This window comes from Granulicella sp. WH15 (assembly GCF_009914315.1).
Taxonomy (GTDB): Bacteria; Acidobacteriota; Terriglobia; order Terriglobales; family Acidobacteriaceae; genus Edaphobacter.
In genome coordinates this window covers 1,322,756-1,338,729 of sequence record NZ_CP042596.1, presented here as the reverse complement: position 1 = coordinate 1,338,729, position 15,974 = coordinate 1,322,756, and the positions used below count along the sequence as shown (strand labels likewise).

The window sequence follows — 15,974 nt, the reverse complement described above, 5'->3', positions numbered from 1 at the left end:
TCAACTAAGGATTTCCGCTCGGAGCTTATGACAAAATATCTCCTCAAGATCTTTCCTTTGCTTCTGGTGCTCACGCAGCCATCGTCGTTTTCTGCCCAGGTAGCAGCAAAACCGCCTGCGCAAGCAGCAATCCCGCTCCCATCGACGAGAGCTGCATATCCCTTTCTCGACCCCGCGCTTCCTATGGATGAGCGTATCGCGAACCTTCTCTCACTGATGACAATCAATGAGAAGATCAGCTGTCTTTCGACACGAACCGGGGTCCCGCGACTTGGCGTGCCGAGCTTCGGCTCATCAGAAGGCATCCACGGCGTTGTGCAGCGCGCCAGAACCAGTGGAGGCTATGAGCGTACGATGATCACCACGACGCAGTTTCCGCAGCCCCCAGGGATGGGAGAGTCGTGGGACCCTGCGCTGGTCCAGCAGGCTGGCGGGGTCGAAGGGTATGAAGCCCGCTTCATCACGCAGACCGCCAAGTACAACCGCCAGATTCTTCAGCTTTGGGGACCGCAGGCTGACCTGGCGCGCGATCCGCGTTGGGGACGTTCAGAAGAAGTGTATGGTGAGGATCCATTCTTCAACGGCACCATGGTCACTGCCTTCGTTAAGGGGCTTCAAGGCGACGACCCGAAGTATTGGCAATCAGCCGCACTCCTGAAGCATTTTCTGGGAAACAGCAATGAGAACTATCGGACGAGCAGCTCTTCGGAGTTCGATGAGAGACTTTTCTGGGAGTATTACTCCGTCCCATTCCGGATGGGTTTTCTGGACGGCGGGGCTAAGGGGGTGATGGCATCTTACAACGCCTGGAATGGCACGCCGATGGCGGTCAATCCGATACTGCAGAGCATCCTCGAAAAGCAGTGGGGAGTAGAGATCCTTTCAGGCGATGGGGGAGCAATCAAGCTGCTCTACTCGGCTCATAAGCGCTATCCCGATATGCAGACCGCTGTCGCGGCCGCAGCCCACGCCGGGATCAACCAATATCTCGACAATGTACAGGCTGAAGTGATGGCGAATGTGAAGAACGGTTCGATCACCGAAAAGGAGATCGACGATCTGCTTCGTCTAAAGTTCCGGACAACCATTCGCCTTGGGCTTCTCGATCCCCCGGAGATGGTTCCATACAGCGCAATTAAGGATTTTCCGGAGCCATGGAACACGGCCAAGCATAGGGAGATTTCAGAAAAGATGGCGGAAGAGTCTGTCGTTCTCCTCAAAAATTCCGCCCGTGAAGGATCTGCACCGCTGCTTCCGCTGAAACGTGATTCTATCCATTCGATCGCCGTAATTGGGCCGCTCGCCGACTCTGTTCGATGGGACTGGTACGGTGGAACCGCTCCTCATGTGGTGACGCCCCTTGATGGTCTTCGCAATCTTGTTGGACCGAATGTCACAGTAAACTATGCCGCAGACGAGACGGGACAAGCAGCTTACAACGCAGCCCACACATCGGATGTAGCTGTCGTCGTTGTCGGCAACGATCCCACCTGCGGTGCCGACATGGCCCGTGACTGGCATGACACCACATACGATGGTGGCGGGACACTTCCATGTACAGATCCAGGCGACGGGCGCGAAGGACGGGATCGGGAGTCACTCAATCTCGCGCAGGAGCAATTGATCAAGCAGGTCTACGCCGCTAATGCGAAGACTATTGTCATCCTCGTCTCAAGCTTCCCATATACGATCGGATGGACTGTCGCAAATGTTCCGGCGATTCTTCACATGGCTCACTCGTCACAGGATGAAGGTACCGCTCTCGCGAAGGTCCTTTTCGGTGATGTGAATCCTGCGGGTCGCCTGGTCACGACGTGGCCTCGCTCGGTAGAACAGCTTCCGCCAATAATGGACTACGATATTCGCCACGGCCGGACTTACATGTACTTCAAAGGTGATCCGCTTTTCCCCTTTGGCTTCGGTCTCAGCTATACGACCTTCTCCTATGCCAATCTGAAAACGAGTTCACCCTTCCTCCCACATGATGGAACGCTGACCGTTTCGGTGGACGTGACCAACACCGGGGCCCTTGCCGGTGATGAAGTCGTCCAACTCTATGTCAAACATCCCAAATCGAAGGTTGACCGTCCTTCCCAGGAATTGAAGGGTTTTCAACGAATCTCCCTGAAGGCAGGCGAGACAAAGACAGTCCAGATCTCATTGAAGGCGTCGACTCTTGCTTATTGGAATGACACGCGGTCGAAACTGGAAGTCGAGTCAGAACCACTCAACCTGCTTATCGGGAGTTCGTCGAACGACATCAAAATGACTTCCACAATCCAGGTCCATTAGCTTGGATTTCAGAAATGTCTTGTGCGTCTCGCCGAGCTATGCGCAATAGCAAGGTGATCGGCGATCCGCGGTCTTTGGTTGGGACAGGTTGATGAGTGCGGTGATCTGAGAGCCGGTTCTTCATTGCTGCAAGCCTCGTGCCATCATTGAGATTCCTCTGTTCCACCGGTAGCAGCACACAGCAACGACACAAGCCCCGCACCTCGATGTTTTAAGGGCGGGGCTCTCTTCGTCGGTCTGTGCCTGTGTTTTAGCGGAGTATTTCTTTTAGTGCGGGCTGCTCAGCGGCTGGAAGCTGCACCCCCAGAATCATTGCAATGGTTGGTGCAACCTTCAGGTTTGAGATCGTATCGAGATGAACTCCTGGCAGGATGGCAGCACCGGAGGCCACAAACAGAGCCTGCATCTCTGACATGGTGTTGAGGTATCCATGCTGCCCCCTGGGCTCGTGAACGCGCTCCAGAGGCCCGAACGCATCGTCTCCAAAGGCATAGCCCGGCGCCGCGGCAAGGTATAGCTGTGGAGCCTGATCGGTATCAGGCTCCGCAGGTAACCCCAACATGCGCGCCTCGGCGTTCGTATAGACATGCGCCACACCGGGGACCGCGGCAAAGTACTTCTTCAACTGGGGAACCAGCTTTGCGCGAAGCGCCTCATCGCGGATATACAGCTCCGCCGCGCCGCCCTCAGCATTGCCCCATACCGCACCAGCATAATGATCCCCCGCCCGGTGAAGAAGTCCCTGCTGCGCAAGAGCGGCATTGGGAAAGATCGTATGGGTATATGTGGCAAAGCCATGGTCCGAGACAATGAAGAAGGTTGTCCTGTCGAGAATGCCCTTGCTGCGAGCGGCATCGACCACGCGCTTGAGACAGTCATCTGCATACGCATAGGCTGCATAGGCCGGGTTGCTGAATGGCCCGTTGCCGTGCTGGATCGTGTCTGTCTGCAACAGGTGAAGCAGCAGCAGATTCGGCGTGTGGTTCTTGAGAATGTCGATGGCCGCATCCGTCCACATCTCATCGCGCCAGGCTGGACTACTTCTCTCTCCGAAGGTCTCGATCTGCTCGCGAGTGGCACTCCCGCCGGCAATCATCTCGCGTGCGATCACGCCATCCGGATCCGGCTTCTCCCCGAACTCCCAATCCACATTCTTTGCGCCGTAGATGGCGACCCAATCCACTTGCGCGGTTGTCATACCCTGCTCACCGGCCGCCTCATAGAGTGTGCGCGCATGAACCAGCTTGTCTTTATCTACCCACGGCTTGACCTCCGGAGCGCTGCCATCCGGTGGAAAGGCAATCAGTCCATTGGCCATGACGTGATGATGGCTCGCGTCCACGCCGGTGATGAGAGTCGTATGATTCGGCCACGTCATTGTGGGATTGATCGGCTGCATGGCATCCGCCACAGCACCAGCGGCGGCAAGCGAGCGCAGGGTGGGCATGGGGAGCTTTGGGTCCTGTAGTGCACGTGCCGGGAGCCCATCCAGGCTGATAACGATCACGATGGGCTTTGCATTCTCGGAGGCAGACATTGCATGAGCAACCAAGCTGGCAGGGAGAAGAGCTGCGGTGAGAACATACTTCAGAAAACGAACGGAAATATGCTGCAAACGGATACCTTTCTATTCGGGACTACGGGAGAGAGGGACGCAGCAGGGCCACTCCCAGAAACAGCTAATGGGAGCAGCCCTGACGGTATGTGGGTTAGAACAACAGCTTGAGTGCGAATTGAAGCTGTCGCGGATTTGTGCCGGACTGCGACGAGTTGATGACACCAAAGGTCGTGTCCGTGACCGTCGTATCCGGAGAACCGAAGTTCTCATGGTTGAAGACGTTGAAGGCCTCGGCACGAAACTCCACCTTCACCTTCTCTACAGGATGAAACTCCTTGAAGAGGGAGAAGTCGGTGTTCGCAAGCCCCGGCGCTCGCAGATTGTCATAATAAGCCGGGCCGTTGCCGAGCATGAAGGGCGCGGGCTGACTAAAGTCATCCGTATTGAAGTAGCGATTGAGACGACCCTTGACCGAGCCGGAGAGCGACGCATTCCGGAAGTTCGTGTTGGCGTAGAGAGTCTGGAAGTTGAAGTTGGAGAGATCGTTGTTCGCGCTGATCTGCAACGGGGTGCCGCCCTGTAGTGTCGTGATGCCGTTCACCTGCCAGCCGCCGAACAGGACATCTTCCAAGCGGGAGATGTTGTTGCCAAAGATCTGGCCGCGGCCAAAGGGCAGCTTGTAGATGTAGCTCGCGACAAAGCGCTGGCGGATATCCTGATAGCTGATTGCATAATCAGCCATAGGGCGATAGCTGTCCTGGTGATTGCTGTTGTTGTCGTAGTTCTTAGACCATACATACGAGACCTGCACCTGAATCCCCTTGGAGAGGCGCTTATTCAGGGTCATTTGCAGAGAATCGTACTGCGAGTTGCCGCCGGAGTAGCGCAGCGGCTCCATGCTGGTGTACTGCGAGAAGGGCTTGAGCAACTGTGCGCGCGAAGTCGTCGCACTGGCCAGCGTATTGCTCGTGATCCGGCCGAAGAAGGGGTTGGCGACCGTATCGTTCAATGTGGAGCCGAGCGCCAGATCCGCCGTCGGGAGTTGATCGAAGTCCATGCCGCCCTCGTAGCTCTGAAGCAGCTGACGTCCACGGTTGCCGACGTAGGCTATGTCGAAGATGACCTGCCCGGGCAGGCTCTGCTGAATATCCAGACCATACTGGATCATGTACGGCGTGGGCGAGTTCCGGTAGACACCCTCGATCGCTCCGCCCGCCCCCGTAGCAAGACCATTCGCCGCGCCCGGCGGAGCCTGAAAGCCCTGTGGGAATGGATTGTCGAGCGTGTTGTTGGGCGTAATACCGTCCAGCGTGCTGACCCAGGTGTTCTGCACACGGAAGCCGTAAGGACCAACCGTACCGGCAGCAGCCTGGTTTGAAGCACCGTACACGATCGCTGCTCCGCCATGTACCACGGTCGTGGGGTGCGCGGCCCAGGAGAATCCTGCACGCGGTGCGAAGTTATTGGCATCGATCTGATATTGATAGCGGCTGCTTCCATTGACGCCGACAAATACCAGACCACCTTTCAGCCCAGGAACCGAATTCGCAAAGGGCGAGGCGACGTTGGGATCGAAGTAGTTCATGCGATTGAAGCGCTCCGTACGCGGGAGGTCGATGTCATAGCGGAGACCAAGGTTCAGCGTGAGCTTCGGAGTGATGCGCCAGTCATCCTGTGCATAACCCGCGTAGTAAAAGCTCTGCGTGGCGACATTCTTGAAGTCCTGAATCATGTCTCCGGTGCCGGTACCGAGCAGCATCGAGGCAAGGCCGTTGCCGCTGTTGGCGCTGGAGGCATTCGGGTCCGGACCTTGGGTAAAGTTTGTTCCAAAGTTGAATGCGCCGGAGCTGTCGTTGCTCTCGTTGTCGTTGACGCGAATGATGCGGCCATCGAAGCCGAACTTGAAGGTGTGCTCGCCATGCACGATGGTCAGCGAGGAGAGCAGGCTATAAGTCATAAAGGCATTGTGGCGATTGCCTTCATTGCCCAGCGACTGGTAACCACTCGGTGAAAAGTACGGAAAGATGGCTACGCCACCGGCCGCATTAATGTCGCCTGGAAGCCCGAGCATAGAAGCCTGAAAGCCGAGACTGGTATTCAGATACTCGTAGAGCGTGCGGGCAAAACCCACGCGGACGTCAAAGATCTTCTTGGCACTGGGCGTTGCCGTGTATCCCAGGGTAAGGCCGCGGGAGAAGTCCTGTCCGTTGATGAGTCCCTCAGCCACCGCGTCCTTCTGCGGGAAGAGCGGGTTGGGATTATTGCTGTAATAGCGATTCGAGTAGCGACCGGAGATCTTCTGATTCGGGCTGAGCGCATGGTCAAGCCGAACATCCCACGCAATCGTCTGCTGCGGCGTGCTGCCGCTGGCAAAGTAGTTGTTCGAGTTCGTCACCGAATCGCCGGGCACGTTGGGTAGGGGATAGAAGTTGAGCGCATTCAGCGCCACCTTGCTCATCATGCTCGACGGAATTTTGTTATTCGCAAACGGGTCACGAATATAGCCGGTACCATCGGCAGTCTTGCGGGTTGAGAAGGGGTTGTAGATTGTGATGAGCTGGCCGTTGGAGCCATAGGTCTGCGAGAAGTCGCCCTGACGCTGCGCCAGCGTCGGCACGGTCGTCGTAGTGGACTGAAAAGCGTTCTGAAAGAGCAACTCGGTCGAGATAAAAAAGAAGGTCTTATCGCGATAGATGGGACCACCCAGCGTTCCGCCAAACTGGTTGCGATGGAATGACGGTAGGGGCGAGTTGTTCCGGTTGGAAAAGAAATCGTTCGCATCCAGTGCATTGTTGCGGATGAACTCGAATGCGCTGCCATGAAACTCGTTCGTACCGTTTTTATAGACGACGCTCAGGACGCCGTCGAGCGTGCGGCCATACTCGGCAGAGTAGTTCTGCCCCATCATACGAAATTCGCCGATGGCATCGACCGACGGGAAGATGCCGACGCCCTGAAAGCCATTGACGGTTGGAAAGCCCGCAGGAGTACCATCCACAAGGATGTCGCCGTACTCATTGTCTCCGCCGTCGATCGAGTAGCTCACCGCGTTATAGTCATTTCCGACCGACCCCGAGTAACCCGGGATAAGCTCCAGCAGCGAGTACGATTCGCGGGTATTGAGTGGCAGGTTGGCAATGGAGGCTCCATTGACCTCGCTGGTCAGTGCGGAGGATACCGTGTCAAGGCCCGAAACATCGGCCCGCACCTCGACGTTCTGCTGCACCTGGCCCACCCGCAGCGTCACGTTCTGTTCGCCATGCTGGTTCAGATCCAGATGAATTCCTACCTGGTCGTAGCTCCGGAATCCGGGTGCCTCGATGTGAAGAGCATAGGTGCCCGGCTTCAGATCCAGCAGCTCATACTCTCCCTTGGCATTGGTAGTCGCCCTCGTGTGAGAGTTGGTTGCGGTCTCGGTCACCATGACCGTGGCGCCGCTTACGATCGCGCCTGAGGCGTCATACACTGAACCGAGCAGACTTCCGCTGGTCGCCTGGGCAAAGCCGGAGTAGCCCGGAAGCAACAACGGAACAGCACAGAGTAATACCCGAATCGTTCGGGATGACATAAAAAGCTATCCTCCATAAAAGGTAAGAGCCGATCATTTGGCGTTGGATCATTCGCGCTGGGAAACAGAGCCCGGCTACGGGATTGGCGTACTATGTACAACCTGTTTGAGCGCCCTATCGCCCCGCAGCCCACTTGCCGCAAGGTCTAGTGCGACTCTAAGTGCGGTGGAGAAAGGCGCGCCTCGCTGTTTCACAGTAAAACCCGAAGGCTGCCTGCAAGCCCTTCCCTATGAGCTATTTACCTAATTTTCACAAGGCTGTTTGCAACGGTTGCAGGCGAGGTTGTTCATTCCCCATTCACGTGGATCGGCTACGAATAAAATCGTGTTCACCCTTAGTTCGACGGCTCCCCCCACACGGGAAAGCGGCATACCGGATCCCCGTTGGGAGCTTGTAGTCCGCATCACCAACTCCCCCTCCTTTGCCCGCTCGGAGCAGCTACCCAAGCTCCTGTCATATGTCTGCCGTATGGCCATTCTGGAGAGATTCGAGGAGATCAACGAGCAGCATATCGGCGTTGCCGTCTTTGGTAGATCGCCGGATTACGACTCTGCAGCCGACAGCATCGTTCGGTCTCATGCGACCCGACTCCGGCAGAAGCTGGAACAGTACTTTCGTGGCGAGGGCAGACATGAACCGCTGCGTATCGAGATCCCACGCGGCGGTTACGTGCCGCGCTTCTACCCAGGAGCGAGCACGGACTCGGCGCAGACATTAACGTCATCCCCTGCCCCGTCCGTAGCTCCATCCGAACCCGACCTCCCGGCCTCCGATACGACGAAGCCACACGAAGCCTGGCCTGCTGCTCCACTCACCTTTGAGGAACCTGCCCCCTCCGGCAAACGCATCTTCGGCTCCAGGAGCATCGTCCTTCTTTCCGTTCTGACCACTCTCCTCGCAGGAGGCTTGCTGCTGGGAATGGTGAGGCATCTGCGGAGAGATGCAATGCTGGCAGCCGGTCGCGCCAGCAACTCCCAGTCCCCGATCGAGCGCCGATTCTGGGACACCCTGTTCTCCGCGAATGGCAAGACCAGAACGATCATCGTCTCCGGCGATAATGGTCTGTCACTTTACGAGACCATCACCGGCCATGAGGTCTCACTCGAGGATTATCTCGATGGGGACTACCAGAACCCCGACCGGATCAGGGGCATCCGCTCCGAAGCCTCTGTGGACCTGACGCTCGATATATCTTCCCGCCGCTACACGAGCTTCGTTGACGCCGATCTTGCAGAGCAGCTATCCCATCTGCCGCAGTGGACTCCGACGAACGCGGGCACGGTCTTTGCCCGAGATCTCAGGGCGGCGGATGCTGCAACCTCGAACCTGATCCTGCTCGGCTCCCGGCAGGAGAATCCGTGGATTTCTCTGGCCGAGTCATCGTTGAACTTCGTCCTCGTTCCCGATGGCAAGCGCGGTTTTCAGTATCTCAACCGCAATCCTCGCGCGGGCGAAATCAGCATCTACGGATATAAGGACAACCACGGCAACTTCGGAGCCGCCAATGTCTATGGCGACGTTGCCTATCTTCCCAATCCCGGCGGGCAGGGCATGATCCTGGTTCTGTCTGGAATGTGGATCTCGGGCACGCAGTCAGCAGGTAGATTTGTGCTGGACAGCGCCCGCTTCTCAGCCTGGCTGAAGTCGATTGCCAATCCCGATGGCACAATCCCTCCCTTTGAGCTGCTTCTGGCAACCCAAAGCCTGCAGGGAAATGCCACCTATACCTCGATCATTGCCAAGAGGGTGCGCGGCAAGTAGAAGCCGAAACTCAATCCTGCTGACTGGTCCATGTTCTCCCCCAGGATTATCGTTAGAGAGTCTGCGAGCTGCATGAACACAGCCACTCTTGCGGGTCTTGTTATGTCCCGCAGAATGTCTTGCTGATCTGTTCCTCGGGACGTGCGGGCAAAGAATACCGTTCCATACCCGGTCTGTCGTCGTATGGGTGCGCCAACACATCCAGCAGTTCTTCAAAAGGCTGGAAGTCCTGCCGCTCGATTCCTGCCCGCAATGCTGCTTCCACAAGGTGATTACGCGGGATGAAGGCCGGACTCACCTGTCGCATCTGCGCAGCGCGCTCCTCTGCCGAGACGGATTCCCTCATCAGCCTTTGACGCCAGACTGTCTCCCAGGCATCGAAGGCCGCAGGATCGGCAAACAGTGTTCGTACGCCCTGATTGCCTTCTATGCCCGCGGCGGCATCGCATAGCCTGCGGAAGGTCAACGTATAGTCAGCCCCGTTCTCCGCCATTCGCTTCAGGAGGTCCTCGGCCAGCAGAGTATCTTCCTCACGCTCAAGGACGAATCCAAGTTTCCGTCGCATCCCCGCGTCGCGGGCCGCTTCGAAGTGTATGCCAAACTTCTCCAGAGCTTCATGCGCCGATGCCAGCCCGGATTCTTCACTGCCCTCTTCTTCGACAAGCAGAGGCAGCAATGATTCCGCCAGACGCGTCAGGTTCCAGTGCATGGCATGAGGCTGATTGCTGTACGCGTAGCGTCCTTGGTGGTCAATCGAGCTGAACACCGTGCCCGGATGGTACGCCTCCATAAAAGCACACGGACCATAGTCGATTGTCTCGCCGGAGATCGAAGTGTTGTCGGTATTCATAACTCCGTGAATAAACCCAAGCAGCATCCACTGTGCGACCAGCTTCCCTTGCCGGGCGATCACCCCATCCAGCAATGCCCGATACCGCCGCGGGGCATCTGCAGCCTCTGGATAGTGCCTCGCAATGGCATAGTCCGCGAGCCTGCGAATATCCTCGACGTCCCCTTGAGCAAGGAAGTACTGAAAGGTTCCCACGCGAAGATGGCTCGCTGCCACCCTCGTCAGGATTGCACCGGGAAGAACCGTCTCTCGATACACCGGCTGCCCCGTGGCGACCACCGCGAGCGCACGCGTCGTCGGCACTCCCAACGCGGCCATCGCCTCGCTAACGATATACTCCCGCAAGACCGGACCTAGTGCAGCCCTTCCATCCCCGTTGCGTGAAAAAGGTGTGCGGCCAGCACCTTTCAATTGGATGTCATAACGCACGCCGTCTCTCCCGATGACTTCACCGAGAAGGTTTGCGCGGCCATCGCCAAGCTGGCGGACGAAGTATCCAAACTGGTGCCCCGCATACGCCATCGCAAGCGGCTCGGACCCATCTGCCACGCGATTGCCAGCCAGGATCGCAATCCCCTCCGCGCTGGCTAGTTCAGCAATATCGAGGCCAAGCCTTCCGGCGAGTTCCACGTTGAGCTTTATCAGCCGTGGAGCAGGAACGGGGGTCGGAGCAATCCGCGCATAAAACCCATCCGGCAGCCGGGCATAGCTGTTTTTGAAATTGAAGTGAACACTTCCGGGCGCGGGATACTTTACTTCCATCATTCAAATATTGTGCTTGATTTCGAGAGATCTCGCTCAGCGAAGCACTGCTAACGGTCAACCGGCTCATGTCGGGAATACGGGATACCTGCCAAACATCGGCCTCCACAGCATGCTGACGATGGAATCACCCCGAACACGCGATAGCTTCAGATGAACTTGAAGCGTTCTGTGTAGAGGACGGCTGGAGCCGATCCGGCACAACGCGCTTCGCCACAGGCTTTCCTGTCACACTCTTCGACAACTCCGACAACTCGCTCCCGGGGCCGCTGCATATCAACACCGACAGACGCAACGACAAGCCAACCTTTAACTTCGACCTCGCACTGGAGAAGAATCTGCGTCTCTCAAGCAATGAAAACCTTAACTTTCGATTCGAGAGTTCCAATACCTTCAACCATACCCAGTTCTATGGCCGTATTCAGTCAATGGAAATGTTGAGGACACCACAAACTTTGGCCGCATCGTCAGTGCAGCTTCTTCACGGCCGATTCAACTAGCAGCCAAGTTCGTGTTCTAAAGGTTCAATTGCATATATGAGTTCAAGTGGTCGATGTGGAACCCATCTCCTTTGAGACAAGGGTTCCTCGTCTTAGCGCGCGTTCCTTCATCATGACAAAGAAGACTGGAACCAGAATCAAGACATGAATGGTGGAAGTAATCATTCCCCCAACGATGGGCGCGGCGATGGGCTTCATCACATCAGAGCCAATGCCGGACTCCCAGAGAATCGGAACCAGACTGGCAAGCACAGCGCAGACTGTCATGAGCTTTGGCCGCAAACGATGGACAGCGCCTTCAATCGCTGCCTCCTCGACATCGGCATTCGTCAACGCCTTGCCGGATTGCAGCTTATGTTCGAGCGCCTCGTGGAGATAAACCACCATGACCACGCCGGTTTCTACCGCGATTCCAAAGAGCGCAATGTAACCGACCGCCACCGCAACGCTGAAGTTGTAGTGAAGCAACCATTGCAGAAGCAACCCTCCGCTCATCGCATAGATGGTTGGGAAGATAAGGACAAGCGCTTCGGCTACTGAGTGGAACACGAGATACAGCAACAGGAAGATCGCGAAAAAGACGATCGGAAGAATCAGTTGCAATCTCTGCCTCGCGCGCATTTCAAGCTCATACTCCCCCGACCACTGGAAGGTGTAATTTGCAGGCAAGGCAAGTTTCTGGTGAATGAGCTTGTTTGCCTGTGCGACAAAGCCGCCGTAATCGGAGTCTTTGAGATCGAGGTAGATATATCCCGTCAGCGCGCCATCTTCGTCCCGAATCATCGCAGGGCCACGTGTAAAAAAGATACGTGCAACCTGCCCCAGTGGAATCTGCGCGCCCGAAGGAGTACCGATCAAAACGCCGCGCAGCTTCTCGACACTATCGCGAAAGTCTCGCTGGTAGCGGACATTGATGGGATAGCGTTCGCGGCCCTCGATGTTCTCCGCAACATTCTGTCCCCCGATGCCGGACGAGACCGCCATCTGCACATCAGCAATCGTGAGGCCGTAGCGAGCAGCCTCCTCACGTTTGACATCGACATTGATATAAAAGCCCTGCGCTACCTTCTCAGAAAAGATGGATCGCACCTGCGGCAGTCCCGAAAGAACGTTCTGAATCTGCGTGGCGAGCTGCTGAATGCCATTGACATCCGGCCCCTGCACCTTCATCCCCAGCGGTGTCTTGATGCCGGTCAGTTCCATATCCAGGCGGTTTTCGACCGGGCTTGTCCAGGTATTCGAGAGCCCCGGAAACTGGAGCTTCTCGTCCATCTCCTGAATCAATTTTTCGTATGTCATCCCAACGGGCCATTGCTCCTGAGGCTTGAGCATGAGCGTGGTGTCGTACATATCCAGCGGCGCATTGTCGGTTGCACTGTCCGATCTGCCAACCGCACCGAACACACTGGACACCTCCGGAAAGCTGCGAAGAATACGGCCCTGCCGCTGCAGGAGAACCTTCGCCTGCTCAATGGAAATACCGGGCAGAGCAGTCGGCATATAGAGGGTTGAACCTTCAAAGAGAGCGGGCATGAACTGACTTCCCAGACGCGACGCAAGTGGAAATGTGACCAACAGAAAGATCAGGTTGACCACGATGGTGAGCCATCGATGTCGCAGGCAAAACTTCAAGATCGGCAGATAGATCGTTTGCGTGATGCGCGAGATTGGGTTACTGCGCTCCGGCCTCAAACGGCCTCGAATCAACATCACCATCAAAATTGGCACAAGCGTGATCGCGAGGATGGAGGAAGAGCCGACTGCAAGGGTCTTGGTCCATGCCAGCGGGCGAAACATTCGTCCTTCCTGCGCTTCGAGCAGGAAGACCGGCATGAAGGAAACAACAATGATAATCAATGAAAAGAAAAGAGCCGGACCAACCTGCTTGGCCGCGTTGATAAGGATCGTCTGCCGCTCCGGCTCCGATACCGGGCTGGCATCGCCTTCCTGTCGTTCCGATAGATGGCGGTAACCGTTTTCGACCATCACAATGGAAGCATCGACGAGCACCCCTACTGCCAGAGCGATGCCGCCCAGCGACATGATGTTTGAGCTTACCCCAAGCCAATACATCGGAATAAATGACATCAGCACTGCGATGGGCAACGCAATAATCGCGATGAGAGCGGAGCGGAAATGAAACAGGAAGATAATGACAACCAGGCTGACGATGACTGCTTCTTCGAGTAGATCGCGCTGCAATGTTCTTATCGATGCATTGATCAAATCGGAACGATCATATCCCGTCATAATCTGAACACCGGGCGGAAGTGACGGCGCTATCTCACGCAGCTTCTGCTTCACACCGTTGATGACGTTCAATGCGTTCATACCCTGACGCATGATGATGATCCCGCCAACGGTCTCCCCCTCTCCATTCCACTCCGCAACACCTTCGCGTATATCCGGCCCAAAGCTCACCGTTCCCAGATCGCGTATCAAGATAGGCGTCCCATTCTTGCTGCCAACGGCAACCATGGCGAGGTCATCGAGCGAGCGCAGATAGCCGAGCCCACGGATCATGTAATCCGCTCCACTCAGATCAAGCACGCGACCGCCGACCTCATTCGTGCTCATCTTCACCTTGTCGATGACAGTAGAAAGCGGTATGCCATAGGCAAGGAGCTTACTGGGATCGAGCTGCACCTGATACTGCCGAACAAAGCCGCCGATGCTGGCCACCTCAGCTACTCCCGGCACGGTCTCGAGCGCATAGCGCAGATGCCAGTCCTGCAAGCTGCGCAGGTCGGCAAGGCTGTGCTTTCCGCTCTTATCTACGATGGCATACTCATACACCCACCCCGCCCCAGTTGCATCGGGACCAATCGAAGGATGCACGTTCTCCGGCAGACGCCCACTGATCTGTTGCAGGTATTCGATGACACGCGAGCGCGCCCAGTAAAGATCCGTGCCATCTTCAAAGACGACATAGACGTAGGAGTCACCCAGCATAGTCTGCGCGCGAACTGCTTTGACGTGCGGAGCAGCCAGCAGGCTGGTGACGATCGGATAGGTCACCTGGTCTTCGATGACATCGGGCGGTTCGCCTTCCCAACCCGTATGAACGATCACCTGCACGTCCGATATATCCGGCAGTGCGTCTAGCGGCACGTGTTGCAGCGACCAGATTCCCGCAAGTGTGAGCAGCAATACTCCGGTGAAGACCATGAAGCGATTGTGAGCGCAGACATCAATAATTCTGGAGAGCATCACATGCCTCCTGTCGCGTTCACATGCAGTTGCTTCGTTGCGATCACTTGACCGCTTTTCTGGACAGAGATGGTCACCTGCCATGTGCCGCCAGAGCCGAGCGAACCAGTCCCTTCGTACGCGCCATTGCCTTTGTCGACGAGCCTGGTGGTCGCGTTCATGGCCGTCATTCCCATCGCAGGCATACTCGCCATATAAAACGTGACGGTAACCTCAGCTCCAACGGTAGGACTTCCACCTGCATCAGTGAGCTTCACTCGAAAGACGTTGTTGCCCTTCTGTGGCGGGTTGGGATCGGAGCTGAAGTCGATGTTCGTTTGCGCGGCAGACGCCGGAGTGGTGCTCGCAGTACTTGGCGAAGTCGCTGCGAAGGAACCCGCCGCAGCCTGCAACTGGCTTTCGGAGTCGATCAGGAAGCTGGCTGACGTCACGATGGATTCGTGTGCTTTGAGTCCTTTGAGAACAACGAAGTCATCGCCGACACGAGGTCCCACCGTGATCTCCTGCGGCTCAAGACGACCGTTTCCACGATTGAGGAACACCAGTTGCCGCGTGCCCGATTGAAAGACCGATGAAGCTGGCACTGTAAGTTGACGTCCCAGACTGGTCTTCAGATCGACGTTCACGAACATACCCGGCTTCAGTTTGAGTCCAGGATTAGCCATCGCCAACCGCACACGAACCGTGCGCGTCGCCATATCCACCTGCGGCAAAATCTCTTCGATCCGGCCCGTAAAGACGCGCCCCGGATACGAATCGACGGTAATCTGCGTAGCATCCCCAGGTCTTACGCGGCCTATGTCATTCTGAAATACCTGGGCATCGACCCACACTCGCGACAGATCGGCGACAGTGTAGAGCTTGGTCGCAGGCTCGGCATACATATTCGGCATCGCGTTTCGCTCGGTAATATATCCCTCAACCGGCGAGTTGATCGTGAGGTCGACAACCGGCCTTCCGGTTTCCTTCAGCTTTGCGATTTCAGCCTCGGGTATATCCCACTGCTGTAGACGCTGCTCCGCCGCAGTCGCAAGCGCGGCCGCTCCCGCAGCAACGCCATCGACAGTGCTTGCTCTCATAGCCTCCTGGTTCTGGCGGGCCAGCAGATACTCTTGCTGCGTCGCCACAAGATCAGGGCTGTAGATGGTGAAGAGCGGTTCGCCTTTTCTCACATATTGATAGGTCGCATTGGCGAATACTTTGCGGATATAGCCGGAAAAGCGCACCTGCACATAGGAGAGAAGACGCTCATTGATATCGACTGTGCCGGTTGCGCGTATGTCATCGTTCAGTTGCTTGTACTCGACCGTGCCTGTTCTTACGCCAATGCTCTGCATCCGCTCAGGAGTAAGTTGGACGGGAACAAGCGGAGCATCCATCTTCATATCCGGCATCGACGACACTGGCTCATTCACACCGACAGCCGGACCAGAGGCCACAGGCTGCATCTCTTCCGGCACTGGCGTCTTCAT

The 15,974-nt window shown here is 56.5% G+C and carries 7 protein-coding genes; 2 read left to right on the top strand and 5 right to left on the bottom strand.

Translation table 11 applies throughout. The features are described from left to right. Window positions 1-27: 27 nt before the first annotated feature. The gene (locus FTO74_RS05705; protein ID WP_162537274.1) at window positions 28-2,292 is read left to right on the top strand and encodes a glycoside hydrolase family 3 C-terminal domain-containing protein; all 2,265 of its coding nucleotides are present in this window, start codon (window positions 28-30) and stop codon (window positions 2,290-2,292) included. A 250-nt stretch (window positions 2,293-2,542) separates the two neighbouring features. Here the strand turns inward: FTO74_RS05705 and FTO74_RS05700 are convergent, their stop codons facing one another. After that, on the bottom strand, window positions 2,543-3,829 hold the full coding sequence (locus tag FTO74_RS05700) for an alkaline phosphatase family protein (RefSeq protein WP_162537273.1): 1,287 nt from the start codon (window positions 3,827-3,829) through the stop codon (window positions 2,543-2,545). A 172-nt stretch (window positions 3,830-4,001) separates the two neighbouring features. Beyond that, window positions 4,002-7,418 carry a TonB-dependent receptor gene (locus tag FTO74_RS05695; RefSeq protein ID WP_162537272.1) on the bottom strand — a complete coding sequence of 1,139 codons (3,417 nt, stop codon included), beginning with the start codon at window positions 7,416-7,418 and terminating at the stop codon, window positions 4,002-4,004. Window positions 7,419-7,887: 469 nt separating this feature from the next. On the opposite strand from FTO74_RS05695, the gene FTO74_RS05690 reads away from it, so the two are divergent. Continuing rightward, the gene (locus tag FTO74_RS05690; RefSeq protein WP_162537271.1) at window positions 7,888-9,180 is read left to right on the top strand and encodes a winged helix-turn-helix domain-containing protein; all 1,293 of its coding nucleotides are present in this window, start codon (window positions 7,888-7,890) and stop codon (window positions 9,178-9,180) included. A gap of 100 nt (window positions 9,181-9,280) precedes the next feature. Here FTO74_RS05690 and FTO74_RS05685 read toward each other — a convergent pair whose 3' ends face one another. The 3 genes from FTO74_RS05685 to FTO74_RS05675 all read right to left on the bottom strand — a co-directional run bounded on the left by FTO74_RS05685 (window position 9,281) and on the right by FTO74_RS05675 (window position 15,974). After that, entirely contained in the window at window positions 9,281-10,795 is a 1,515-nt protein-coding gene (locus tag FTO74_RS05685; RefSeq protein ID WP_220399084.1) for a protein adenylyltransferase SelO, read from the bottom strand. A gap of 539 nt (window positions 10,796-11,334) precedes the next feature. Continuing rightward, a complete protein-coding gene (locus tag FTO74_RS05680; protein ID WP_162537270.1) occupies window positions 11,335-14,502 on the bottom strand; it encodes a CusA/CzcA family heavy metal efflux RND transporter in 3,168 nt (1,055 codons plus the stop codon). Further along, on the bottom strand, window positions 14,502-15,974 hold the full coding sequence (locus FTO74_RS05675) for an efflux RND transporter periplasmic adaptor subunit (protein WP_255462526.1): 1,473 nt from the start codon (window positions 15,972-15,974) through the stop codon (window positions 14,502-14,504). The genes FTO74_RS05680 and FTO74_RS05675 overlap by 1 nt, the downstream gene beginning before the upstream one ends.

Bases quoted from the DNA above. Each gene is read 5' to 3' on its own strand.
- FTO74_RS05705 (WP_162537274.1), top strand. From the start codon at position 28: ATGACAAAATATCTCCTCAAGATCTTTCCTTTGCTTCTGGTGCTCACG.
- FTO74_RS05700 (WP_162537273.1), bottom strand. From the start codon at position 3,829: ATGTCTGCCTCCGAGAATGCAAAGCCCATCGTGATCGTTATCAGCCTG.
- FTO74_RS05695 (WP_162537272.1), bottom strand. From the start codon at position 7,418: ATGTCATCCCGAACGATTCGGGTATTACTCTGTGCTGTTCCGTTGTTG.
- FTO74_RS05690 (WP_162537271.1), top strand. From the start codon at position 7,888: ATGGCCATTCTGGAGAGATTCGAGGAGATCAACGAGCAGCATATCGGC.
- FTO74_RS05685 (WP_220399084.1), bottom strand. From the start codon at position 10,795: ATGATGGAAGTAAAGTATCCCGCGCCCGGAAGTGTTCACTTCAATTTC.
- FTO74_RS05680 (WP_162537270.1), bottom strand. From the start codon at position 14,502: ATGCTCTCCAGAATTATTGATGTCTGCGCTCACAATCGCTTCATGGTC.
- FTO74_RS05675 (WP_255462526.1), bottom strand. From the start codon at position 15,974: ATGAAGACGCCAGTGCCGGAAGAGATGCAGCCTGTGGCCTCTGGTCCG.